Source organism: Methylobacterium isbiliense, assembly GCF_022179325.1.
GTDB classification, from domain to species: Bacteria; Pseudomonadota; Alphaproteobacteria; order Rhizobiales; family Beijerinckiaceae; genus Methylobacterium; species Methylobacterium isbiliense.
Genome location: NZ_BPQQ01000058.1, coordinates 46528 through 69635, shown reverse-complemented (window position 1 = coordinate 69635; position 23108 = coordinate 46528). Strand labels below are relative to the sequence as shown.

The window sequence follows — 23108 nt, the reverse complement described above, 5'->3', positions numbered from 1 at the left end:
AGGTTTCCGCCCCGAAATCCCGCCGGCCGTGGACGGGGCCGGCTCAGGGCGGCGGGCGCGGCGGCTGGTAGGCTTCCGGCGGCAGGTCGCGGCTGAGGCTCTCGCCCGTCGTGCGCCCCGGCGCCGGCTGGGGCATCAGGTTCGAGCCGGCGGGCGGCACGGGCTGCGGCAGCCCGTCCGTGATGAAGCGCTGCGGGCCGCCCGGGGGCGCGGCCTCGGAGCCGGGTTGCGGCACGGGCGCGGGCGCCGGTGCCGGGGGAGCGAGCGGCGCGATGTAGCGGCGTCCGCCCTCGCTGGTCTCGGACTGCGGGGCGGCGGGCGGGCGCGGCTGGGGCGCCCGCGCGGCCGGCTCCTCGGGCGCGGGCCGTGCGGGCTTGGACTGGGCGGGCCCGGCTTGTGCGGGCGCCGGGGCGGCGCGCGCGGCCGGGGGCGGTGCCGCGCGCGGGCGCGGTCGCTCGGGCCGGGCCGGCGCGCCTCGGGCCGGCACCGCGACCGTGACCGCGCCGGCCCGCCCGAGCGAGATCGTCAGATGCTGCACGGCGCGCACGAGGTCGGCGAGGCTCGCCTGCGCGGTGCGGCAGAGGCGGATGCGCAGCGACAGGGCCTGCCGGCCGGAGGGCGGCGGCGCCAGCGGCCCGAACAGGCCCCGGGGGGCCTCGCCGGCGAGGGCCGCGCGGGAGGGGCGCTCGAACCATTGCCACGCGTAGAGGCAGTCGGCACCGAGCGCGAGGCCGATCGGCCCGTAGGCGTTGCGGTGCGGAGTGGGCACGACGCGCATCACCTGGCCGGGGAAGCGCGCCGCCAGTTCGCCGGCGATCCCGAGCTCGTTCGGCTTGGCGAGGCGCGGCGGGAAGGCGAGCAGAAGGTCCCCGGTGTCGGTGCGCAGGCCGATCTCGGCGCGGTTGCGGCCGTCCCCGCCCCCGAAGCGGATGGCTTGGTCGAACCCGTCCCGGACCCGGAGTTCCTCGACGCCGGTGACCGGGCCGGCCCCGGGCAGCCGCAGCACCGGGGCCGGCTGCGCGTGGCCGAGCGCGGGCGCGAGCAGGAGCGCGGCCGCGAGCGGGCGGGCCGGGAGCCGGGACGGCGCGAGGCTCACGGATAGCCCCGCGTCTGCGGCACTGCCCGCTCGCTGGTGTCGCCCGCCGGGGCCGGCCGGGGCACGGAGAAGCGGTCGAGCCTCTCTGGCCCGGACGCGGCGCGGCCCTGCTCGGCCTGCTGCTCCTGCCACAGGGTGCCGGATGCCGGCGCGCGCAACCCCTCCGGCTTGTCGAGGCCGTTGTAGCCGGGCAGCAGCGCGTAGCCGTAGCGCTCGTAGGGCATCGCGCCCGCGCCCGGCACCCGCCGGGCGACCAGCGGCATGGCGGCCGGGCCGGGCTCCCTGGCGTAGGTGCCGGCCGGCACCGGCTCCGCGAGGGCGCGCTGCAGGGCGGCCGGCGGATAGCGCAGGGCATTGTCGCCCGCCAACGCGAGCGGGAATTCGTTGCGCTGCACGGCGGGCGGGCGCTCCTCGGGCTTGCGGCCGAGCGCGGCGTCGGGGCGCGGCACGCGCCCGTAGGCGGCCGACGGCTCCGGCTTGGAGGGCTCCGGCTTGGCGGCGGCCGGTGCGGGCCGCGCCGGGGCGGCGTGCACGGCCGGCGTCAGGCAGGGCAGCGGCGGGCCGTCGGGATCCTCCCGGAACACGAGGTCGACGACCTTCGGAAACAGGCCGTCGTAGCGGTTGACCACCTCCAGGAAGAGCCGCTGGCGCTTCAGCCGCTGCAGCGTCAGGGCGTAGCCGAACACGGTCGGCTCCCGCGGCAGCCACGCCACCGCCCGGCGGAACCATTCGAGCGCCGCGTCGAACTGGCAGGAATTGTAGGCGTACCACGCCAGCCCCTGGGCGCCCTCCCCCGAGCCGGACTCGACCACCACCTTGGCGTAGCGCTCGATCCGCGCCGGCTCGATGTAGGGCGGGCTCGCCAGCGTGAGCTTGCGCTCCAGGATGTCGATGAACAGGATCTCGTTGCCGACGAAGCGGTCGCGCCACGCATAGGCGACCTCCTCGGCCTCGCGCAGCATGTTCAACTCGCGCAGCGTGTGCGCGAGGCCGTGGGCCACCATCGCGTCGCCCCCGCGGGCGATCGCCAGCTTGAACCACTCCAGCGCCTCCCGGAACTGCTTGCGCTTGTAGGCGTACCAGCCCAGCAGCCCGGTCTGGCTCGGCTCCCCCGCGCGGCGGGCATAGGCCTGGAAGGCCGTGAGGTCGGCGAGCGTCGGGGTCTGCGCCGGGTCGTCGTGCAGGAAGGCCGCGATCCGCGCCCGGGTGATGTCGAGGCGGATCGCGTTGAACTCGGAGGTGCCCTCGGCGTTGAGGCGCCCGAGCGCGATCAGGCGCTCGGCCTGCTCCATCTTGAGATGGGCCATCGCCTTCTGGATCGTGGCGAGGCGCGCGCCCGCGTCGTTGCTCGCATCGAGCACCGACTTGTAGAGCAGGAAGGCGTCCTCGCTCGCGCCCGTGGTCGCCAGCGCGTCGGCGACCGTCCAGAGGCTCTCGATGTCGGTGGGATCGAGCGCGGCCGCGTCGGTCCGGAACAGGGCGACGATCTCCTCGGGACGCGTGCCGGCGGCGGCCCGGGCGCGGGTGCGGAACTCCGCCTGGCGCAGCTTGCGCGCCAGTTCCTCGGAGGGCTGCCAGGCCGGTTCGACCGAGCGCCGGGCGGCGATCGCCGCCCGCAGGTCCGCGAACCGCCCGGCCGTGAACAGGTCCCAGAGCGGCGCCTCCTCGGGCGGGCTCGGCTGCAGGCTGTCGAGGTCCGGCGGCTCGTTCCAGCCCGGATGCAGGCGCTTCAGCCGCGCGATCTCGGCCTTTACGCGAGCGGTCTGCTTCTGCGAGGCGTAGTAGCGCAGCGCGCTCTCGTCGACCATGCCGGACCCCCCCGACGTGTCGGGGGGCGCGATGATGGCGGGCGCGCGCACGCCGTCGCCGTAGAGGACGCGCGGCCCCGCCCCTGGCGACGGACCGGTCTGCGCCGGCAGCGGCGTGGTCAGCGACCCGACCAGGAGGCCGAGCGCGAGCGCCGGGCGCAGGGCGGGCCGGGGCCGGCGGTTCGGCGTGGGGCGCGGCCCGCGGTTCAGCGCGCGAGGCATGACGGATGGCGCAGCCGCGCCGCGATCAGGCTGAGGAGGTGCAGGGTGGTCGGGTAGTAGTTCTGGTTGGGCTGGACGCTCACCAGGCCCTCCGGCCAGGGGGTGCCCTCGGTCGCGCAGGCCACCAGGGCCGGAAGGGCGGCGTAGCCCGGCTCGGTGAGCCATTCCACCGGCCTGCCGTCGGTGGTGTCGACGATCGGCAGGCGCTCCCGGTCGATCCCGCCCCAGAGCCGGCGGAACGGCGCGAGATCCTCCGGCTGCCCGACGCCCGCGAAGGCGAGGTAGAGCGGGATGCGGATGGCGTTGTAGGAGAAGAGCGGCGGGAAGCCGTCGGCGGGGCGCAGCGCGTCGCCCTTCGCGGAGACCCATTCGGTCGGCAGGCCGGCCGGCCCGAACCGCGCTTGGCGCAGGAGCCCGACACCGCTGCGGATCACCGCCGCCCAATCGTATTCGGGCGCGACGAGGCCGAGGCGCTGGAAGGCCGGGAAGACCCAGTAGGACGGGTTGATCAGGGGGCCGTCGGCCCGCTCCTGCGCCGAGAAGCCCGACACGCCCGGCAGGATCAGCGGTCCGCGCGGATCCTTGAACAGGATCGTCTTGCGGCCGAACTCGACCGCGATCCGGCGGGCGGCCGTGCGCCAGGCGGGCTCGTCCCAGGTCTCGGCCGCCTCCGTCAGCGCCCAGGCCACCAGGATGTCGCCGTCGGTGGCGTTGTTCATGTCGGCGACCGCCGGGCGCTTGTCGGGCGCCCAGCGCCACGCCATCAGCGCGTCCCCCCGCACCATCAGGTTGGCCCGCGTCCAGCCCCAGATGCGCTCGAACGCCGCCCGGTCGCCCGCCGCGACCGCGAGCAGCATGCCGTAGCCCTGCCCCTCGCTGTGGCTGATCCGGTCGTTGGCGGTGTCGATCACCCGGCCCTGCTCGGTGACGAACTGACTCCGGTAGAGGCGCCACGCCCCCTGGTCGGCGAGGCTTCCGGCGAGGGTGGGACCAGCCTGCGGCACCGTTCGGCCCTCCGGGCGGGGGGAACTCGGGAGCGCGGTCGCGGGCGGCACCGTGGTGGGTCCGGGCGAGGGGCCGGGCTCTGCCATGCGAGGCTCGGGCACGCGCGATTCGGGCATGCGGGACTCTTGGGCCGAGGCCTGCAGGCCGAGCGCCGCCGCCGCGAGGGCGGCGAGGAGGCGGGCGCGCCGCCCCGGCTCCGGTCTCATCGGCTCCTCCTGCCGAGCTGCCGCACGAGGCTCGTCGTGGTGAGGCCGAGGAAGAGGGCCATCACCAGGGTCAGGCCCACGTAGATGGCGGGGTTGAGGGACAGCCACGCGGCCGAGACGAGGCGGATGTTGGCGAGCGACCAGCCCTGCGTCGCGATGATCCGGGTGCGCTCGGGCGTCACGATGGCGAGCGTGCCGTCGGAGGCGTCCAGCATGGCCGCGCGCCCGAGGAGCTGCGTCCAGACCACCGGATCGACGAGGCAGGACACCGAGGCCTTCAGCATCGACGGGTTGGGCGCCGTGACGATCACCGCCGCGTCGGCGAAGCCCTGGGTTCCGGGCGCCTCGGCGATGATCAGGGATGCGCGCGGGCTCACCTCGATCGCGGCCGGAGCCGCGGGCGCGCGCAGGCGCCCGAGCAGGGAGGACCAGACCTCGCCGGCCGCGCGGGTCGTGGTCTCCCAGGCGGCCGTCACGGAGGCGAGGACGGGATTGGGCGCCTGCAGGGAGGCGCCCCAGCGCGCCAGGAGGTCGCGCTCGGAGGGCGGCGGCGCGGCGCGCGGAGGCGCGGGCCGCGGGGCGGCGGGCGCGGCCACGCGCAGGGGCACCGTGGCGGGGGGCAGTGCGCAGCGCATCGGGACGTTGCGGCGCAGCCGGTCGAGGGTGAGGACGCCGGCCGCGCCGAACTGGCCTGGCGTCGCCACGCTCTCGGCGCGCGCCTCCCAGATCCGGCGGATCTGCTCGGGATCGAGCCCGGCGGATTCGAGGGTCCGGGGATCGAGCGCGCGGGCCGGGGCCACGATCAGGTTCGCGCCCCCTTCGCGCGCGTCGGTGCCGATCTCGAAGTCGATCACCTGCCGGGCCGCGATGGCGAGCCGCGCCGCGAGGGTCGCGGCGGCCTCCACCGAATCCCGGTCGGGGGCCGGCAGGACGAGGCGCGGCCGCCGCCCCGGGGCGACGAACGGGACCGCCCCGGCCTTGACCACGGCGAGGTCGGGGGAGCGGACCGCGCGCGCCAGCGGCGGCACCACGAGGCGGGTGCGGTCGAGAAACAGGAAGCGCGAGCGCTTGGCCTCCGAGGCGAGCGTGTCGCAGGTGGCGTCGGCGGCCACCGGCAGCTGGGCGGCGATCTCGACCCGGTTCAGCCCCGGCCGCCACAGGCTCAAGGGGAGCGGGATGGCGTTGTCGTGGAGGAGTTCGCCGCGGGCGGAGGGGAGCGGCAGGCTGGCGGCGTTCCGGCCGTTGATGTCGACGATGATCTGGGCGGTCGGCTCCAGGCCGGCCGCGTAGCCCCCCGCGAGGTGGAGCATCACCTTGCCGTAATCGGCCGGGACGAAATCGGCCGGGAAGCGCACCTCGAAGGCGATGCGCATCAGGCGGCCGCTGAACTCGTGGCTGACGAGGCCGAGCGTGTCGAGGCTCAGGGTCTCGTCGCCGCGCAGCTGGTAGCCGCGCGTCAGCGTCGCGAGCCGGGTTCCGGCCGGCGTCCCCGCCGGGGTCCCCGCCCCCTCCCCGGCCCGCGCCAGCTGCTCGATGGCCTGCCGCACGTCCGGGCCGGTCGGTCCCGTCACCACGAGGGTGGGCGCCCGCCCCGCCCGCGGGGCCAGGAGGGCGAGCTTCGGCCCGGTGATCGGCCCGATCTCCTCCAGCCCCTCCGTGCCCTGGATCTCCCGCGCGGTCCCGACCACCAGGGTGACGCCGGTGCGGCCGGCGAGCGGCGGCCCGACCGTCACCGCCGGCCGGGCGAGGCGGCCGACCAGCGCCACCGCCTGCACGGCGCCGACGATCCGCTCCAGGCGGTCGGGACCTGGCCGCTCGGCGAGCGCGATCCCCACCGGCAGCGCGCCGCTCTCGTCGGGTTCGAGGGCGGCGAGCGAGCGCAGGTCGAGGTCGCTCGCCGTCGGGACGACGAGGCCGGAGCGGGAGGGGTCGATCTGGGTCCACAGCTCGTAGGTCGCCCCCAGCGAGCAATCGACCCGGTGGCGCTGGCTCGCCGTGAGCGTCACCGCGTTGTAGCCCGGCCGCAGCAGGCCGTCGGGCAGCGCGAACTCGACGACCTTGACGGCGCCGGGCGCCTGGATCCGGGTCCAGCCCACCTTGGTGCCGTTCACGCTCGCGGTCAGGCTGGAGGCCTCGGGCGCCACCGAGATCGCCGACAGGTAGGACACCCGCAGCCGGGTCTGCCCGCGCGTCTGCGCCTCGGTGAGGAAGACCGGATACCGGAGCACGTCCTCCTCGCCCGCGAGGCGGAAGCCCTGCGTCCCGGCGGGGAAGCGGCGCGCGGCCTCGATCGTCGCGGGCACCGCCCCGCCCAAGCCCGCCGCGTCGCCCGCCGGCGGGCGCGCCTCCCGCGCAGGGGCGCTGGCCGCGGGCGGGCGCTCGGGCAGCGGCAGGGGCCGCAGCGCGTCCCCGCTCGGCGGCACGGTGAGGCGCTCGGCCGGGCCGGTGCCGAGGAAGCTCTGCGCCTGGGCGGGCGATCCGCCCAAGATGCCGGCGAAGGCAGCCGCGAAGAGGCCCGCGCAGACGCCAGCGAGCGCCGCGGCGAGCAGGATCGGGCGGGGGCGGCGGGGGGCCATGCGGTCAGGCCGTGCCCGCGTGGCGGCGCTCGCCCGACAGGAGGCGGTCGTTCTCGAACTCCACCATCAGGCGGACCCAGTCGCCCTCCTCCGGCTCGACGCGGTCCCGGCCCGCCTCCGTCTCCCGGCGAACCGGATCGCTCGCCGCCGGCTCGCCGCGGGCGGCGCCGTTCCCGGGCCGCACCCGCGCCGCGGCCGGTGCCGAGAGCGGCAGCGCGGTCTCGGCCCAGGCGGTCTCGGCCGGGACCGCCGCGCTCTGGGCGGAGGCGTCGAGGAGGGGCGCCGGCTCCGGCAGGAACAGGGTGCGGACCGCCCGCAGGGGCTCGACGAGGCCCCACCACGCGAAGTGCAGCAGGCCGGACAGCAGGTCCTTGTGCCGCCGCCGCCGGAGCTGGAAGCGCCGCATCGCGTCGCTGTCGCCGTACATCAGGCCGGCGAGCGCCGGGTAGTCCCGGCTGCGCAGCGCCCCGAAGGCGAGGCGGCACACGGCATCCTCGCGCGAGCGGGCCACCTGCACCAGGGTGACCGGCAGGCTCCCGCCGGGCCGCGCGCCCTCCACCGGCTCGACGGTGAGCTCGCCCGCCATCGGGCGGTGCCCGGCCCCCGGGGCGAGCAGCCCGGCCGCGAGGCGGATCGTGCAGCCCTCCGCCGACACGCGCTCGATGCCGACATCGAGGACGCGGCCCTCCAGCGCCAGCACGCCGCGCCGGCCGATCGGCAGCGAGGGGGCCTTCTCGCTCTGGCGCCGCTCCGCGCAGACGCCGAGGGCGGCCCCGGCGGTGAGGAGGTTGAAGAGGTTCCACAGGCCGACCACCAGCATCAGGTCGGTGACGCCCGGCTCGAACAGGTAGCGCCAGCCCGCGACCACGCCGCCCACGAGCAGGAGCCCGTAGACCGCGAAGAACGGCGCCGACACTGCCGAGAGGTGGTCGTGGTCGAGGCTCACGCCCTTGCGCGTCACGTTGAAGGTCGGCGTGCGGGGCGAGACCAGCACCGACACGATCGCCCTGAACAGGTACAGGCCCTGGATGTACTCGTAGAGTTCGGAGATCAGCGGCCAGCGGAACTTGCCGTACATGTAGTTCTGCATCATCAGGTTGATGACGATGTAGGTGGCCGTGTAGGCGATCGACTCCTCGATGCTGGCGACGAAGATCTTGAGATCGAAGAAGATGTGCAGCAGCGGCGCGAACATGAAGATCAGTCGCGGCACGGGGAAGAACCAGAAGGTCATGCTCGACAGGTAGGCGAGCCGCTGGATCGGCGTGAGCCCGCGCTGCCAGAGCGGGTTCTTCAGGAGCAGGATCTGGAACATGCCCTGGCACCAGCGCGAGCGCTGGCCGATGAGGTCGGCCAGGGTCTCGGGCTGCAGGCCGGCGATCAGCGGCTTGTCCACGTAGACGCTGTTCCAGCCGCGCGCGTGCAGCTCCAGGGCGGTCTCGCAATCCTCCGTGATGGTGATGCCGGAGAAGCCCCCGGCCTCGTCGAGGGCGGAGCGGCGCAGGAGCGCCGCCGAGCCGCAGAAGAACGAGCCGTTCCACTTGTCGAGGCCGCACTGCGTCACGGCATAGAACATCTCGTTCTCGGAGGGCATGCGCGCGAAGGTGCGCAGGTTGCGCTCGATCGGGTCCGGGTTGAGGAAGGCGTGGGGCGTCTGGACCAGGAAGAGGCGCGGATCCTGCGCGAAGTACCCGACCGTCTCGCGCAGGAAGGCCCGGAACGGGGCGTGGTCGGCGTCGAACACTGCCACGAGGTCGCCGGTGGCGTGGGCGAGCCCGTTGTTGAGGTTGCCGGCCTTGGCGTGCCGGTTGGTGGGCCGCGTGAGGTAGCGGGCGCCGAGATCGGCGCAGAGGCGCTGGAGGTCGGCGCGCCGCGCCTGCGCGGCCGCCCGCTTCTCGGGGTCGGGATCGGCGCACTTCTGGTCGGTGCCGCCGTCGTCGAGGAGCCAGACGGTGAGCCGGTCGGCCGGGTAGTCCAGCTGCCGGGCCGCCGCCAGGGTCAGGGCGAGGATCGAGGCGTCCTCGTTGTAGCTCGGCACGAACACGTCGACCCGCGGCAGGGCCTGCGCCGGGCCGAGCGGCGGCGTGCGCCGCCGCAGCGGCTCGGCGTTGATGATCAGGCTCAGGAACAGGATGAAGGCGCAGTAGAGTTCGCCCGCGAGCAGCAGCAGGCCGAAGCCGAAATCCACCGGGTCGCCGGGCGACGGCAGCGTGCTGGTGACGCGCCACAGCATGTAGCGCAGCACGACGAGGCTCCCCATCGCCAGGAAGACGAAGCGCGTCCGCGGGCCGTCCAGGAACAGCCACAGGCCGATCATCACCGCCATGGCGGCGAGGCTCATGGCGAGCTGGTTGAGCGTGCCGACCGGCTGGCTGAGGAGGAGAAGCCCTGCCGCCGTCGTGATCATCCAGGCGAGCCAGCGTACCGCGACCCCCACCCACACCACTCCCGTCTCGTGACCGCCGTCCGGAGAGCACGACGGCGTCGCTGCAAGGCTCGACTGACTCAACTCCGCATGAACGCTCAACTGTGGCAATTATCATGGCTTTATCAAGAACGCAGCGCAGACGGCGAGAAATCGTTCGCGCGTGATGCCGCGATCTATCGCTCAGTCAGGAGCGAATATGCATGAAATCGTGCTCGGTAACGAACAAGTATTGCAGACATGCTTGCGCGGGCCGGCCCAGTGACCGAAAATGGAACGCGGGCGGGGCGACCCTGCGCGGACGGCCACAATTCATGCGTGTGGCGAGCGAACGACTTGGAGCGGCGCGCGCCGCGGCCGGGATCCCGCCCATCCCGCCTCGCGCGGACGGATTGGACTTGCCCCGCCGCCGCAACGGCCGGGCGTCGCCCGTCCCGGTCAGAAGGTCGCGCGCGCCTCGACGCTCGTGTAGTAGCCCGACTTCTGCACGCGGTCGTTGACGTAGCCGGCCCCGACCGACATCCGGACCGGCCCGAAGCTGATGCCCGTCAGATGAGCGCCGATGCGGTACTGGCGGAAGAAGTCGTCGCCGAGGAAGAGCACCTCGGGGCCGATATAGGCGCCGTCCGCCACCATGTAGCCGACGCGGAAGCGGGAATAGTAGGCGTTGAACTTCGTCGAATAGCTTCCGTAGGCCGACACCATGGTGCGGTCGGTGGGCGTCGCGTAAAAATTCGCCGCGACCTTGAGGCCGACGCCGGTGCCCACCACCGGGTTGCCCGGATCCGGGACCGAGAGCTGGTTGCTGCGGACGTTGAAGCCGATGAAGCCCGCAAGCGCGGCGTCGCGCCAGATCCACTCGTAGCCGGCGAGCAGCGAGCCTTCCTGCTGGTAGCCGGTCACCCGGGTGGCGACCGCCTGCCCCGGATACGAATAGGTGCCGGCGAGCCCCTCGACCCGGATGCGCGCGCCGCTCTGCGTCCCCGGCCCGAGGGGCGCCGCCGTGACGGTGATCGATCCGAAGGCGGAGCTGTTCGAGGTGACGCTGGTCGAGCCGTCCACGGCGACCGCCCAGCTGTCGTCCACCTGCTGCTGCTCGGCGCCGGTGTACCAATCCGGCGCGGTGCCGCCGACGGGCGGGTCGGCGGCCACGGCCGGGGCCGCCAGGATCGGCAGGACCGCGAGGGAGGCCCGCAGGAGCGTCGAGAGCCGCCTGGCCCGATGTCCGGTGAATGTCCGCAAGGCCGCGGCCTCCACAAACTCGGTTGCCGATGCACGGATTTATCGGTTCCGAAGGTTAACAAGCCCTCAGCCGCAACTGAAAAATGCGAGGTCGAGATATCCGGTCACCGAGATGGACCAATGACCGGGCGCGATACGATTCCGGGTCGGGATGAATCTCGCGATGCGTCCGGGATCGATAGGAAATATGTGCCGATTGCGCACAGCCCCGGCGCGCCCGGTGGCTCGGCGGTGATCCGGGTATCCGCGTCGGCACGACGCCATGAGCCTGACCGTGCGAGCGTCGGTGTCCGGCCCGGTGCGGAAGCGGGCGATGCTCCCCGCACCAGGGCGGGCGTGGTAAGCCGCGCCGATGAGCGACATCGACCTGCACGCCCTCTCCCGGTGCTACGGGCGCGCGTTCGCCAGCTGCGCGTTGGTCGTCCCCGGCGTCAACCGGACCTACCGTCTCGCCGCCGGCGGCGACCTCTACTACTTGCGTCTTTATCGGCCTGTCGGTCGATCCGCCGCCGAGATCGCGTTCGAGTTGCGCTTGCTGCGCGAGGTCCGGCCACCGCCGGGCATCGACGTGGCGCGACCGATCCGCACCGTCCAGGGGGCGGATTGCGCGCAGGTTGCGTTCGGCGGCGTGGACCGCGTGGCCTGCTTGTTCCAGTCCCTGGAGGGTCGGCCGGTCACCGACGATCCCGACGACATGGAGCTGTTCGGGGCAGCCCTGGCGAAGCTGCATGGCGCGCTTGCGGGGATCGACGGCGGCGCGGTGCGGCCTCTCGACCCGGAGGCGCTCTGCCTGCGCGCCTGCGCGGCGCTGATGCGTGTTTCCGGCAGCGAGGCCGCTCGGCGCGCGATCGACCGGTCCCGCACGGAACTCTTCGGCGATCCGGCACCGCACGACCTGCCGTCGGGAAACTGCCACGGGGACGCTTGGTCGGCCAACGCTGTCGTCCAAGGCGGCACGGTCGGCTTTCTCGACTTCGATGATTGCGGCCACGGCCCCTACCTGCTCGACATCGGAACCGCAGCGTGGCACCTCGTCGTTCGGAAGCAGCCGCGCGCCGGGACGCTGATCGCGGCGCTGCTGGCGGGTTACGAGACGGGGCGCGCCCTGTCCGAGGCCGAGCGGCGCGCCCTGCCGCACTACGTCAAGCTCGCCGAAATCCGCGCCCTCCTGTTCCTGGCGGAGTTCTGCACGCTCGCAGACGGACTCTGGCCGCGCGCCCTCGACCGAGCGACGAACCTGCTGGAGCGCGAGGTGACGATCTGACGCCGCGCGATCAGCGCACGGGTGTCGGCTCTCCACCCTCGGCACCTCGTCCCACGGGCGAGCTGATCGGGTTCGGACCCAAGGCCACCGAGGACGCCAGGCCAACCGCAGCCCATCAGGCCATGCGGCCGTCAGGCCATGCGGCCGTCAGGCCGCCACGCGGGCATCGGCCTGGCCCAGGATGGCGGCGAGATCCTCCGGGCGAAACGGCTTCTCGAGGTGCAGGAAGGGGCGCGCCTGGGCGGGCCGCTGGCCGCGCGGGCTCGCCAGGACGATCCGGATCCGGGGGTGGCGCTGGACCACCGCGGCGGCGAGCTGCAGGCCGCCCATCACCGGCATCGCCTGGTCGACGATCATGGCGTCGTAATCCGCCCGCTCGTCGAGGAGCCGCAGGGCGTGCTCGGCGGAGGCCGCCTGGGCGACGTCGTGCCCGAGGGCGGCCAGGGCCGCCGCGACGCTTCCCCGCACGAGGCTGTCGGCCTCGACGAGCAGGACGCGCAGGCCCGCGCGCTCCAGGGCCGGCGCGGCGTCGGCGGTGCCCGCGAGGGCCGGCAGCCAGATCTCCGCCAGGAAGGCGCCCTCGCGGCTGCCGTCGTCGCGCAGGCGCCAGCCGCCGCGCAGGCGGGCCACGAGCGCGCCGGCCGTGGCCAGGGTGGTGGGCGCCCGCGCAGGGGGCACGGCGCCGGGCACCGGCCGGCCGCTGGCGATCAGCAGCCGCACGTAGAGCCCCGGCGCGAGGCCGAGCCCCTCCCCGCCCTCGGCCTGCTGCTCGGCCGCCGCGATCGCGAAGCCCTGGAGCCCGAGATCCCGGAAGTGCAGGGCGATGTTGAGCAGCACCATTTCGAGGATCCGCTCGCTGCAGGCGAGCCGCGGCAGCCGCGCGGGCACGCGGTCGATCACCGGCGTGCCGTGCAGCACGTTCGCCTGCAGGAACGGGACGAACGAGGCGACCACGGCCGGCAGCTCGCAATCCGGCGGTTCGTTGGAGGCATCACCCTCCTCCGGGGCGGCGGGCTCGTCCGGGTTGCGCACGAAGGCCAGCATGCTGCGGGTCAGGGCGCGGCCGCGCAGGGCGCCGGCGAGCGCCGTCTCGACGTAGCGCGCCTGCTCGCCGTCGAGCGGGTGGCGCCGCTTGAGCGTGCCGAGGCTGGCCAGGATCACCGTGAGGACGTCGTTGACGTCGTGGACGATGCCGTCCGTGACGCGGCGCAGGACGTGGTTGCGCCGCCGCTCGGCCGGCGGCCGGGCGGGCGCCTCCTCCGGCACCGGCAGCGCCCGGCTGAGGACGTGAAGGCGCCGTGCGCCCTCGCGGGGCGCGGGGCTGCCCAGCACGCGCACCAGGATGCGGTGCGCGGGCTCGGCGGGCGTGGCGCGGACGCGCAGGACGACGTCCTGCAGGCCGTCGGCCGGTGCCGCCGCGACGGCGCCATCGAGGAGCGCCCCGTCCTCCGGTTCGATCCTGGCCCGCAGCGCCGCGAGATCGGCCGTCAGATCGCCCCGGCCCGGCCCGGCCGGGGCGCGATCCGCCCACACCACCCGCTGCGCGGCCGGGTCGATCTCCCAGCAGGTCCAGCCCGACATCGCCGCGAAGGCGTGCAGGCGGTCCTGGACGCGGTCGAGCCCCGTCTCGGCGCCGGCGAGCCGGCAGGCCGTGCTGCGGGTCCGGTCGAGGACCGCGCGCACGAGGTCGTCGCATTCCCGGATGCGCGAGCCGGCCGCGCCGTCGGGCAGGCCCGCGGGCGCGGCGGCGAGCTGCGTCAGGCGCCGCGCGATCCGGTGGGCGAGCGCGTAGCCGAGGCCCGCCGCCGCGAGCACCAGGGCGAGGCCGAGCGCGGCCGCGGGCGGGCCGGGCCGGGGCGGCAGGGCGCCGGGGGCGAGCCGGTCGGCGGCGACGCGGGCCGTGACGGTCCAGCCCGGGCTCGCGAGAGGGCCGGCGGGGCGGACGAGGCTCGACGCCCCCTCCCCCTCGGGGATCGCCGCGCCCGCCAGCAGCCGGCCGTCGGCACCCCGGACCGAGAAGGCCGCGCCCTCGCCCGCGGCCTCGGAGGCGCGGCGCACGCGCTCCGCGATCTCGTCGAAGAAGGCCGGGCCGATGCCGAGCGCGAGGCCGTCCGACTGCCCCGGCGTCCCGAATGTGACGAGGAGGTCGAACGGCCGCTCCGCGAGGCCCGGGTCCTGACCCGCGTCCTGGCCCGACATGACCGCCACCTGCACGTTCCGCGCGCGCAGCAGCGCCGCCTGCGGGCGCAGGCTCGCCGGGCGGCGGCGCGGGTCGCTCGCCGCCGTGACGGCCCCGTCGGCCGAGAACAGCACCGCGTCCCGGTAGCCGGGCTTGAGGCGGATCCAGTCCCGCAGCAGGGCGGCGGCATCGATCTCGGCGCGGCCCGGCCGCGCCGGTCCCAGCAGCAGCGCCAGGGTGCGGGCATCGGCCTCGATGCGGTTCAGGTCCTGGTCGATCGCCGCCGCGTAGGCGCGCGCGAGCCCGTGCGCGGCGCGGCGGGCACCCGCCTCCGGGTCGGGACCGGCGGACACCGCGAGGCCGAACCACGCGAGCCCGAAGGCCGCAGCGGCGACGCCGCCCAGCTGCGCGGCGTTCGCGAGCCTCAGTGGGATCCGCCAGGAGTCCGGCCAGGAATCCAGCATGCGTCCGTTCCGCCGGAGGGACAGCCCCGGAATCGGCGGCCGGAATTGGCCGCGCTCCCGACGAACGAGCGCGGCAAGCCATTAAGGTCGGGTTAACGATCCCGCGGCGGTCCCCGCCTCCGGCGCCCGCCGCTCCCGGTCCGGCTCAGTAGGCCTGCACCCGGCCGTCCGGCGTGTAGCGGTCCACGGCCGTCGGCAGTTCGCGCGAGAGCCGGGCCAGCAGCTCCTGCCGCGACAGGCCGGTGCGCTGGGCCAGCGCGGCAAGCACGTCGGGGCCGATCGCCTGTTCGAGCTGCTGCGGGGCGATCTCCTGGTTGGGGCCCTGGCTCACCCAGGACTGCGCCACCGGGCCGTGCCCGCTCTGCTGGAAGCGCTCCAGCATCTCGCCGAGGCCGTCGTGCAGGAAGCGCCCTGCCCCGCCGCCGCCCACGGCGCCGCCGAGCTGGCTGAGGAAGCCGCCCAATCCCCCGGCCGGGCCGCTCGCGCCCCCCGGGCCGCCGAAGCCGCCCTGCGCGGCAGACCCCGCCGGCTGCGGCGGAGCGGCCTGCGGCCCGCCGCCGAGCAGCTCCGCGAGCTTGTCCCGGTTCTGATACCCCGCGAGCGCGAGGAGGCCCAGCAGGGCCGTCATCGACGGATAGCCGTCGCTCATCGCCACCTCCCTGTCGTCGCGGGCCGCGCCGCATGGGCGCGGCCCGTCCTCCTGCGATCGTCCTCTGGCGATCTAGTACGCGTAGTCGCGGCGGGAAGGAGCGCGGTCGGGGGCGTAGCGCCCGCCCGGCACCACCCGCGCCCCGTAATCGACGTCGCGCCGCTTGGCGTTGCGCGAGGCGATGTAGCGGCCGGTCAGGCAGCCCGCCACCGCCCCGACGATGCCGCGATCGGCGAGGTAGTGCCCCGCCACGCCGCCGATGATGGCGCCCTTGATGCAGCCCTTGGCCTCGGCCGCCCGGACCCCCATGAGGGTCATCACCACCAGCGCCGACGCCGTTCCCGCCACTCTCATGCCGCTCTCCTGCCGAGCCTCCGCCGGCTCCCGGGCCGGCGGCGGGGAGAACGACGGGGGAGCCCGGGCCGTTCCGCGCCGCTCAGCGGCCGGCCCCGCTCCGCTCCGCGAGGGCCGGCGCGGCCGGGCCGTCCGGCCGGACATGAACGGTCGCCGTCATGCCGGCGGCGAGGTGCACCTCGTCCGGCAGCTGCTCGATCCGGATCCTCACCGGGATGCGCTGGGCGAGGCGCACCCAGGTGAAGACCGGATTGACCGAGGGGAGCCCGGCCACGCCCGGCGAGGCATTGGGGTCCTGGATGCCGCGGGCGATGCTCTCCACGCGCCCGGCGAGCGGGCGGTCGGGATAGCCCATGAGCCGGATCTCGGCCGGATCGTTCAGGCGGATCCGGCGCAACTGCGTCTCCTCGAAGTAGCCGGCGACCCAGTAGCTGTCCGAATCCACCAGCGTCATGGCGGCTTGGCCCGCGGTGGCGTAGGTGCCGGCCTGGAGCAGCAGGTTCGTCACGTAGCCGTTCACCGGCGAGCGGATCTCGGTGCGCTCCAGGTTGAGCGTGGCGGCGGCGAGATCCGCCATCGCGCCCTCGTAGGCGGCCTGCGCGGCCTGCGCGTTGCTCTCGTAGGTCTGGCGCACCTCCGCGCTCACCGCGAGGTCGGAGAGCTTTTCGCGCCGGTCGGCCTCCGCCCGGGTGTTCGCCCGCTGGGCTTCCGCGCGGTCGCGCGCCGCCTGCGCCCGCTGCACCGCGATGCGGTAGTCCCGGTCGTCGATCCGGAACAGCAGGTCGCCCTTGCGCACCGCCTGGTTGTCGGCGACCGGGACCGCGGTCACGCGCCCGGACACTTCGGGCGCGACCTGCGCGGTGTACACGCGCACGCTGGCGTCCCGGGTCCAGGGCGTGTCGACGTAGTAGATCCAGGCGAGCCACGCGAGCAGCGCGGCCCCCGCCACCGCCATCGCGACCGCCGCGAGGTTGAAGGCGGAGGGCGCCACCGGGGCGGGGCCGGTCGCCGGGGGCGCGGTGCGGCCGGACGGATCGGGGTCGCGCGCCGCCATCTCACACCCGTCCGAGCGACAGAACGAGGGACGACAGGATCCCGACGAACAGCGCGAGTTCGAGGAGCGGCGAATGGCCCAGCCGGCCGGCGGCGGGCAGCCGGCGCAGGGCCGCGACCGCGCCCCAGGTGCCGGCGGCCGCCAGCGGGATGCACAGCGCGAAGGGCGACACGAGCACGCCCAGGAGGTCGATCTCGCGCAGCGGGATCATCGCCCGGCCCTCCAGAGCCGGTCCGGCAGCACCAGCCGGAAGGCCGCCGTCGCGAAGGCGATGCCGGCGAACACCGCGAGGCACTGGTTCAGCGAGGCGGCGAGATCGTACTGCATCGGGTTGGCGGGCGTCACGGCGATCAGGAAGGAGAGATTGTAGCCCAGCGCCGCGCTCGCGGTGCGCGGATCCGTCATGCCGACCGCGCCGATGAAGAGGAACGGGAACAGCGTGGCGGCGAGGAGCCCGAACGAGGTCGGCGCGACGAGGAGCCCGTACTTGACCACGAGCCCGGCGCCCAGCCCGAGGCCGGCGCCCCACAGATAGGCCCGGCTGCGCCGGTCCGCGTCCGGGATGGTCGCGAAGATCACCGCGACGACGCCGGAGAAGAGGACGAACACCCCGCCGGAGGGCCACGCGGTCGCGGTCCAGACCGCCCAGGCGGCGCCGGTCACGAGCAGGGTGCGCGCCGCGTTGGCGAGGGCCGCGGCCGCGTCCGGCATCCCGCTCGGCGGGGGCGCCGGGTGCTCCGGGGGGCCCTGCACCACCTCCGCGATGGCGCTCGCGACGTAGACGCAGGCCACCCCGAGCATGATCTCGGCGCCGCGGGCGAGCGCCGTGGCGAAGGCGGAGAGGGGGGCGGCCGCGCTCAGGATGGCGATGAGCCCGGCGGTGAGCCCGGACAGCGCCGCCCCGTGCGCCGGAAAGCCCGGCAGGCGGCTGCCCGCATAGGCGTTGAGCGCGAACCAGACGGACAGGAACGCCCCCATGGCGAGGCCGGCCTGGGCGAAGGCCGCGACCGCCGCGACGCCCGCCACCAGGCCGACGAGCGTGCCGGCCACGCGCCACAGGCCCTTGAGGCCCACCTGTCCGCGCGTCGGCAGGACGATGGCGAGGACCGTCCAGGCGGCCCAGTGCGGGGTGTCGAGTTCGAGCCGCATGGCAAGCCAGAGCGTCGCCAGGGCGCAGAGCGCCGAGCGCAGGCCGAACGGCACCCCCGTCTCGGCGAGCCAGCGGGCCGGGAGCGCGGGGCCGCGGAGGGCGCGCCGCGTCATCGCCTCACGCGGTCCCTTCGCGGGGCTGGGGCGCGCCGGGCCGACGACGCCGGCACCGGCCTGCGCCGCCCGTCCCGTCCGCCGCGCCGGCCGCCCGGCACCTCACCCCGAGGTCAGCGGAGTGCCCGCCTCCGCGCTCGTCTCCGGCCGCACCGCGACGCCCGCGCGCGCCTGCGCCTCCACCACGGCGGCGGCCGTGATGTTGACGATGCCGCGCGCCGTCACCGACGGGGTGAGGATGTGGGCGGGCTGGGCCGGGCCGATCAGCAGCGGGCCGACCGGCAGGGCGTTCGCCAGCATCTTCGAGACCTGGAAGGCGATGTTGGCCGCGTCGAGGTTCGGCATGATCAGCACGTTCGCCTCGCCCTTCAGGCGCGAGTTCGGCAGCACCCGGTCGCGGGCCATCTGCGAGAGCGCGGTGTCGGCGCCCATCTCGCCGTCGACCTCGAGGTCGGGCGCCCGCTCGCGGATGAGGGCGAGCGCGGTGCGCATCTTGCGCGCCGAGGGCGTGTCGAAGGAGCCGAAATCCGCGTGGCTCACCAGCGCGATCTTGGGGGTGAGGCCGAAGCGGCGCACCGTGTTGCCGCAGGCGATGGCGACGTCGGCGATCTCCTCCGCGCTCGGGTCCGGGCGCACGTGGGTGTCGGCCAGGAAGTAGGCCCCCTGGCCCGTCACGATCAGGCTCAGCGCCGCGAGGTCCTTGGCGCCGGGCGCGAGCCCGATGATGTCGCGGATCGTGCGCAGCTTGCTCTCGAAGCGGCCCTCCAGCCCGCAGATCAGCGCGTCGGCCTCGCCCCGGCGCACCATCAGCGCCCCGATCACCGTATTGTTGGTGCGCACCAGCGTGCGGGCGGCGTCAGGCGTGATGCCGCGCCGGCCGGCGAGGTCCATGTAGGTCTGCACGTAGGTGCGGTAGCGCGGATCGTCCTCCGGGTTGATGAGGTCGAAGTCGCGCTCGCGCCGGATCGAGAGGCCGAAGCGCTTGAGCCGCGTCTCCACCACGCTCGGGCGCCCGACCAGGATCGGCTTGGCGAGCCCCTCCTCCACGATGGCCTGCACGGCGCGCAGCACCCGCTCGTCCTCGCCCTCGGCGTAGACCACCCGGCGCGGGTCCTGCTTGGCCTGGGTGAAGACCGGCTTCATGATGAAGCCGGAGCGGTGGACGAAGCGGTCGAGGGATTCGGCGTAGGCCTGCACGTCCGGCAGCGGCCGCTTGGCGACGCCCGACGCCATCGCCGCCTCGGCGACGGCCGGCGCGATGCGCAGGATCAGGCGCGGGTCGAAGGGGCTCGGGATCAGCGAGTGCGGGCCGAAGGGCCGGGCCTCGCCGCCATAGGCGCGGGCCACCACGTCGGAGGGCGTCTCGCGGGCGAGCCCCGCGATCGCCTTCACGGCCGCCGCCTTCATCTCCTCGTTGATGGTGGTGGCGCCGACGTCCAGCGCGCCCCGGAAGATGTAGGGGAAGCACAGGACGTTGTTGACCTGGTTGGGGAAGTCCGAGCGCCCGGTGCAGATCATGGCGTCGGGCCGGCGCGCCTCGGCGAGATCCGGCATGATCTCCGGATAGGGGTTGGCGAGCGCCATGATCAGCGGCTTCTCGGCCATCTGGTCGAGGAGTTCGGGCTTGAGCACGCCGCCCGCCGAGAGGCCGAGGAAGACGTCGGCGCCCGGGATCACGTCCGCCAGCGTGCGCGCCGCGGTGGGCTGCGCGTAGACCGCCTTCCAGCGGTCCATCAGCGCCTCGCGGCCCTCGTAGACCACGCCCTCGATGTCGGTGACGAAGATGTTCTCGCGCCGGGCGCCGAGCGAGACCAGCAGGTTGAGGCAGGCGAGCGCCGCCGCCCCCGCCCCCGAGGTCACGACCTTGACCTGGCCGATCGCCTTGCCGGCGAGTTCGAGCCCGTTGAGGATCGCCGCCGCGACGATGATCGCGGTGCCGTGCTGGTCGTCGTGGAAGACCGGGATGTTCATCCTGGCCCGGCACTGCTCCTCGACCTCGAAGCATTCCGGCGCCTTGATGTCCTCCAGGTTGATGCCGCCGAAGGTCGGCTCCAGCGCCGCCACCACGTCGACGAGCTTGGCCACGTTCTTCTCGGCCACCTCGATGTCGAAGACGTCGATGCCGGCGAATTTCTTGAACAGGACCGCCTTGCCCTCCATCACGGGCTTGGAGGCGAGCGGGCCGATGTCGCCGAGGCCGAGCACCGCGGTGCCGTTCGAGACCACGGCGACGAGGTTCTGGCGCGTGGTCAGCGTCGCGGCCTCGTCCGGGTCGGCGGCGATGGCCTCGCAGGCGGCGGCGACGCCCGGCGAGTAGGCGAGCGCGAGGTCGCGCTGGTTGCCGAGCGGCTTGGTGGGCTGGATCTCCAGCTTCCCGGGCCGCGGATTGCGGTGATAGAACAGCGCGCCGTTCTTGAGATCGTCCGAAATGTTGCCGCTCACCGCGTTCTCTCCTCGGATCGCGCGCTCCGGCGCGTCGTTACCCGGACCTCGGCGCCGCGAGGCAACCCGGGCGTGATGGGTTTCCTGCACCGCCTGCGGGAGAGGCGCAACCCTCACAATGAGACCCGGCTGCATCTGGCGCGACTTGTGCGCCGCTATGGCTTCGAGATCGGTCCCTACTCCTACGGCAGGCCGAAGGTCCGCTTCCCGGAATCGGGCGCACGACTGACGATCGGACCGTATTGCTCCATCGCCGACAAGGTCGAGATCCTGCTCGGGGGCAATCACCGCACCGACTGGGTGACGACCTATCCGTTCGCGGCGATGCGCGGCCTGTGGCCCGGGATCGAGGCGCCGGAGGAATACCACGCCTCGCGCGGCGACGTGGTGATCGGGGCCGATGTTTGGCTCGGCTCGGGCTGCATGATCCTCTCGGGCGTCAGGATCGGCCCGGGCGCCGTGGTGGCGGCCCGCGCGGTGGTGACGAAGGACGTGCCCCCCTACGCCATCGTCGGCGGCAACCCGGCCCGGGTGATCCGCCACCGCTTTCCTCCCGAGATCGTGGCCGGGCTCATGGCCACCGCGTGGTGGGAGGCGCCGCCGGAGCGGGTGCGGGCGCTGGTGCCGCTCCTCCAGAGCGCGCGGGCGGAGGCGGTGATCGCGGCGCTGGGCGGGACGCTGCCGGCGGCCGCTGCGGCGGAGCCCCTCTCCCGGGCGGGAGAGGGGCAGGCGAGCGGAGATCCGCACGGGAGCGGAGATCCCGCAGAAGAGCGGAGCGCTGCCGCAGCGAAGCGGTGAGCGTGATGAGGGGAGCGGGACGGGGCAGGATCAACCACCAGCCTCACCGCCGGAAGCCGTCCCGTTCCGCCTTCTCCGGCTCCCTGCCTCCCCCCTGCCCTTCTCATACCCGGGAGAGCGGTTCCCCACGCTCGGCCTCAGGGGGCGGGCCGGAGGAGCGGCCGAGCAGGCGGCCCTTGAGGGCGAGCGCCGGCTTCTCGACGGCGTACCAGGAGAGGGCCGCGACGCCGAGCGTGAGCAGGAGCGCGGGGGGCAGGAGCTGCCACGCGCCCGCCGCCGGAACCAGCGCGCACAGGCTCTGCTGCACCGGCCAGCCGTACAGGTAGGTGCCGTAGGAGAGGTCCGCCCGCGGGTCGAGGCCGGGGCGGCCCAGGGCCGGCGCGAAGGCGAGCCGGATCGCCGCGTAGGTCTCGGCCGTAAACAGCAGCGGCGGCCCGAGCGCGGTGCCGCGCGAGATCAGCGCCGCCGCCAGCAGCCCGAACGCGACGGGCCAGGACAGCCGCACCCGGTCGCGCCAGAGATAGAGCGCCGCCCCGCCGGAAAAGATCAGCGGCAGGCGCAGGGCCGTCTCGACGCCCTTCGGCATCGGCGCCGGCTGCAGGCCGAGGACGACGAGCCCGAGGAAGAGCCCGGCCACGAGCGCCGGGGCGAGCCAGCGGCGGCGCAAGGCCCCGGCGAGGCCGGCCGCCAGCAGCCCGGCATAGCACAGGATCTCGTATTTCAGCGTCCAGACCGTGCCCATCGGGAAGCGGAAGGGGTTTTCTGAGAACACCCCCGGCAGGGCGCCGTTGCTGCGAAAGCGCGTCAGGGTCTCGACGACGAAGCGCCACAGGCCGGGCTCGCGCCAGTAGGCATCGAGGGGCAGCCGCGTCAGGGCCGCCCCGAGGAGGAGCGAGACGGCGAGCACCGCCGCCACAAGCCCCGGCAGGATGCGCAGGGCCCGGGCGAGCGCGTAGTCGCGCGCGCCCCGCCGGTCGAGGCTCATCGTGACGAGGAACCCCGAGATCGCGAAGAAGCCGTTCACCGCGTGCTCGCCGAGCGTGTAGCCGGTGAGCCCGGTCAGCGGCTCGTCGGCGACGCGCCCCGTGGTGACGCTGAAGCCGTGCGAAACCACCACCGCGAGCGCGAGCGTCAGGCGCAGGAGCCCGAAGCCGTTGTGGGGGCGCGCGAGCGCATCCGCGACCGTGCTCACGTCACGATCCCCTCGCGGGCGAGCGCGCGCCGCCCCCGCAGGGCCGCGAGCGCGCCGGCCGCCGAGCCGGCGTAGCGCTCGATGCGGGCGCGGCTGAGGGTGGCGAGCGCGCCGAGCGCCTTGGCGCCGTTCACCGCCAGCATGCCGGGCGCCGGGTTCGGCAGGCCGTACTTGCGCGACACGTAGGCGCGCGACCACGCCTGGTGCCAGCGCGCGCGGTGGATGCGGCCCGGCTCCGGCGCGCTCGATGCGCCCCGCCCGTGGCGGGCCACCGCCCCGTGCACGTGGACGAGGGCGCGCCCGGCATCGGCCACCCGGCGGCAGAGATCGTCGTCCTCGTAGAACAGAAAGATCTCCTCGTCGAAGCCGCCGAGCGAGAGGAAGAGGTCGCGCGGCGCCATCAGGCAGGCGCCGGACAGGAACGGCGCGCAGGCATCCCCCTCCGGCAGGACGAGGCGCCCGCGCGGGTTGGGCAGATAGGGCGAGAGCAGCGAGCGCGGCTGGAAGAAGACCCGCCCGTCCGGCTCGACGAGGCGCGGGGCGAGGAGCCCCGCCTCGGGGTAGCGGGCGGCGGCGGCGAGCAGCGCGTCGGCGGCGCCCGCCTCCAGGGTCACGTCGGGGTTGACGATCAGCACGAACGCGGCGCCGCGCGCCGCCCGCACCCCGGCGTTGTTCGCCCGCCCGTACCCCTCGTTGCGCGGCATCCGGATCACCCGGGCGCCGTGCGCCTCCGCGAGGTCCGCCGAGCCGTCGCGGCTCGCATTGTCGACCACGAGGGCCGGCACGTGCGCCTGCGCCAAGCTGGTGAGGCAGGCGGGCAGCACGCCCGCGCTGTCGTGCGCGACGACGATCGCGACGAGGCGCGGCAC

17 protein-coding genes are annotated in these 23108 nt (G+C 74.7%); 2 read left to right on the top strand and 15 right to left on the bottom strand.

Annotated features, from left to right (window positions below; translation table 11 throughout):
* Positions 1-43: 43 nt before the first annotated feature.
* The 6 genes from bcsN to bcsS form a co-directional block, all read right to left on the bottom strand.
* Entirely contained in the window at positions 44-1096 is a 1053-nt protein-coding gene (gene bcsN, locus MFF61_RS22745) for a cellulose biosynthesis protein BcsN (RefSeq protein ID WP_238239185.1), read from the bottom strand.
* Positions 1093-3126, bottom strand: a complete 2034-nt coding sequence (locus MFF61_RS22740) for a hypothetical protein (RefSeq protein WP_238239174.1) — start codon at positions 3124-3126, stop codon at positions 1093-1095. Before MFF61_RS22740 ends, bcsN begins: the two co-directional genes overlap by 4 nt.
* Positions 3111-4337, bottom strand: coding sequence for a family 8 glycosyl hydrolase (locus tag MFF61_RS22735; RefSeq protein WP_238239172.1), 1227 nt, complete (start codon positions 4335-4337; stop codon positions 3111-3113). Before MFF61_RS22735 ends, MFF61_RS22740 begins: the two co-directional genes overlap by 16 nt.
* Positions 4334-6913 carry a cellulose biosynthesis cyclic di-GMP-binding regulatory protein BcsB gene (locus MFF61_RS22730; RefSeq protein WP_238239170.1) on the bottom strand — a complete coding sequence of 860 codons (2580 nt, stop codon included), beginning with the start codon at positions 6911-6913 and terminating at the stop codon, positions 4334-4336. Before MFF61_RS22730 ends, MFF61_RS22735 begins: the two co-directional genes overlap by 4 nt.
* Before the next feature lie 4 nt (positions 6914-6917).
* Complete coding sequence (gene bcsA, locus MFF61_RS22725) at positions 6918-9320, bottom strand: UDP-forming cellulose synthase catalytic subunit (RefSeq protein WP_238239682.1); 2403 nt, start codon at positions 9318-9320, stop codon at positions 6918-6920.
* 456 nt (positions 9321-9776) lie between these two features.
* On the bottom strand, positions 9777-10508 hold the full coding sequence (gene bcsS / locus MFF61_RS22720; RefSeq protein ID WP_373324786.1) for a cellulose biosynthesis protein BcsS: 732 nt from the start codon (positions 10506-10508) through the stop codon (positions 9777-9779).
* 424 nt (positions 10509-10932) lie between these two features.
* Here bcsS and MFF61_RS22715 point away from each other — a divergent pair, with 424 nt between their 5' ends.
* Positions 10933-11844: a phosphotransferase enzyme family protein gene (locus MFF61_RS22715; RefSeq protein WP_238239158.1), complete on the top strand. Its 912-nt coding sequence runs from the start codon at positions 10933-10935 to the stop codon at positions 11842-11844.
* A 147-nt stretch (positions 11845-11991) separates the two neighbouring features.
* Here MFF61_RS22715 and MFF61_RS22710 read toward each other — a convergent pair whose 3' ends face one another.
* The 7 genes from MFF61_RS22710 to MFF61_RS22680 all read right to left on the bottom strand — a co-directional run bounded on the left by MFF61_RS22710 (position 11992) and on the right by MFF61_RS22680 (position 20249).
* Entirely contained in the window at positions 11992-14487 is a 2496-nt protein-coding gene (locus MFF61_RS22710; RefSeq protein WP_238239156.1) for a response regulator, read from the bottom strand.
* 145 nt (positions 14488-14632) lie between these two features.
* The gene (locus tag MFF61_RS22705; RefSeq protein WP_238239144.1) at positions 14633-15136 is read right to left on the bottom strand and encodes a YidB family protein; all 504 of its coding nucleotides are present in this window, start codon (positions 15134-15136) and stop codon (positions 14633-14635) included.
* A 72-nt stretch (positions 15137-15208) separates the two neighbouring features.
* On the bottom strand, positions 15209-15490 hold the full coding sequence (locus MFF61_RS22700; RefSeq protein WP_238239142.1) for a hypothetical protein: 282 nt from the start codon (positions 15488-15490) through the stop codon (positions 15209-15211).
* 82 nt (positions 15491-15572) lie between these two features.
* On the bottom strand, positions 15573-16544 hold the full coding sequence (locus tag MFF61_RS22695) for an efflux RND transporter periplasmic adaptor subunit (protein ID WP_238239139.1): 972 nt from the start codon (positions 16542-16544) through the stop codon (positions 15573-15575).
* A gap of 1 nt (position 16545) precedes the next feature.
* Entirely contained in the window at positions 16546-16755 is a 210-nt protein-coding gene (locus MFF61_RS22690; protein WP_238239136.1) for a DUF1656 domain-containing protein, read from the bottom strand.
* Entirely contained in the window at positions 16752-17807 is a 1056-nt protein-coding gene (locus tag MFF61_RS22685) for an FUSC family protein (protein ID WP_238239134.1), read from the bottom strand. Before MFF61_RS22685 ends, MFF61_RS22690 begins: the two co-directional genes overlap by 4 nt.
* Before the next feature lie 102 nt (positions 17808-17909).
* On the bottom strand, positions 17910-20249 hold the full coding sequence (locus MFF61_RS22680) for an NADP-dependent malic enzyme (protein WP_283206028.1): 2340 nt from the start codon (positions 20247-20249) through the stop codon (positions 17910-17912).
* 84 nt (positions 20250-20333) lie between these two features.
* Here MFF61_RS22680 and MFF61_RS22675 point away from each other — a divergent pair, with 84 nt between their 5' ends.
* On the top strand, positions 20334-21047 hold the full coding sequence (locus MFF61_RS22675) for a CatB-related O-acetyltransferase (protein WP_238239665.1): 714 nt from the start codon (positions 20334-20336) through the stop codon (positions 21045-21047).
* A 103-nt stretch (positions 21048-21150) separates the two neighbouring features.
* Here MFF61_RS22675 and MFF61_RS22670 read toward each other — a convergent pair whose 3' ends face one another.
* Complete coding sequence (locus MFF61_RS22670; RefSeq protein WP_238239124.1) at positions 21151-22239, bottom strand: acyltransferase family protein; 1089 nt, start codon at positions 22237-22239, stop codon at positions 21151-21153.
* On the bottom strand, positions 22236-23108 hold the full coding sequence (locus MFF61_RS22665; protein WP_283206027.1) for a glycosyltransferase: 873 nt from the start codon (positions 23106-23108) through the stop codon (positions 22236-22238). Before MFF61_RS22665 ends, MFF61_RS22670 begins: the two co-directional genes overlap by 4 nt.

What these genes read in the sequence shown, in the direction of transcription:
- MFF61_RS22700 (WP_238239142.1), bottom strand. Translation starts at nt 15,490, where the DNA reads ATGAGAGTGGCGGGAACGGCGTCGGCGCTGGTGGTGATGACCCTCATG.
- MFF61_RS22685 (WP_238239134.1), bottom strand. Translation starts at nt 17,807, where the DNA reads ATGACGCGGCGCGCCCTCCGCGGCCCCGCGCTCCCGGCCCGCTGGCTC.
- MFF61_RS22695 (WP_238239139.1), bottom strand. Translation starts at nt 16,544, where the DNA reads ATGGCGGCGCGCGACCCCGATCCGTCCGGCCGCACCGCGCCCCCGGCG.
- MFF61_RS22735 (WP_238239172.1), bottom strand. Translation starts at nt 4,337, where the DNA reads ATGAGACCGGAGCCGGGGCGGCGCGCCCGCCTCCTCGCCGCCCTCGCG.
- MFF61_RS22705 (WP_238239144.1), bottom strand. Translation starts at nt 15,136, where the DNA reads ATGAGCGACGGCTATCCGTCGATGACGGCCCTGCTGGGCCTCCTCGCG.
- MFF61_RS22690 (WP_238239136.1), bottom strand. Translation starts at nt 16,755, where the DNA reads ATGATCCCGCTGCGCGAGATCGACCTCCTGGGCGTGCTCGTGTCGCCC.
- MFF61_RS22740 (WP_238239174.1), bottom strand. Translation starts at nt 3,126, where the DNA reads ATGCCTCGCGCGCTGAACCGCGGGCCGCGCCCCACGCCGAACCGCCGG.
- bcsA (WP_238239682.1), bottom strand. Translation starts at nt 9,320, where the DNA reads ATGATCACGACGGCGGCAGGGCTTCTCCTCCTCAGCCAGCCGGTCGGC.
- MFF61_RS22730 (WP_238239170.1), bottom strand. Translation starts at nt 6,913, where the DNA reads ATGGCCCCCCGCCGCCCCCGCCCGATCCTGCTCGCCGCGGCGCTCGCT.
- MFF61_RS22710 (WP_238239156.1), bottom strand. Translation starts at nt 14,487, where the DNA reads ATGCTGGATTCCTGGCCGGACTCCTGGCGGATCCCACTGAGGCTCGCG.
- MFF61_RS22715 (WP_238239158.1), top strand. Translation starts at nt 10,933, where the DNA reads ATGAGCGACATCGACCTGCACGCCCTCTCCCGGTGCTACGGGCGCGCG.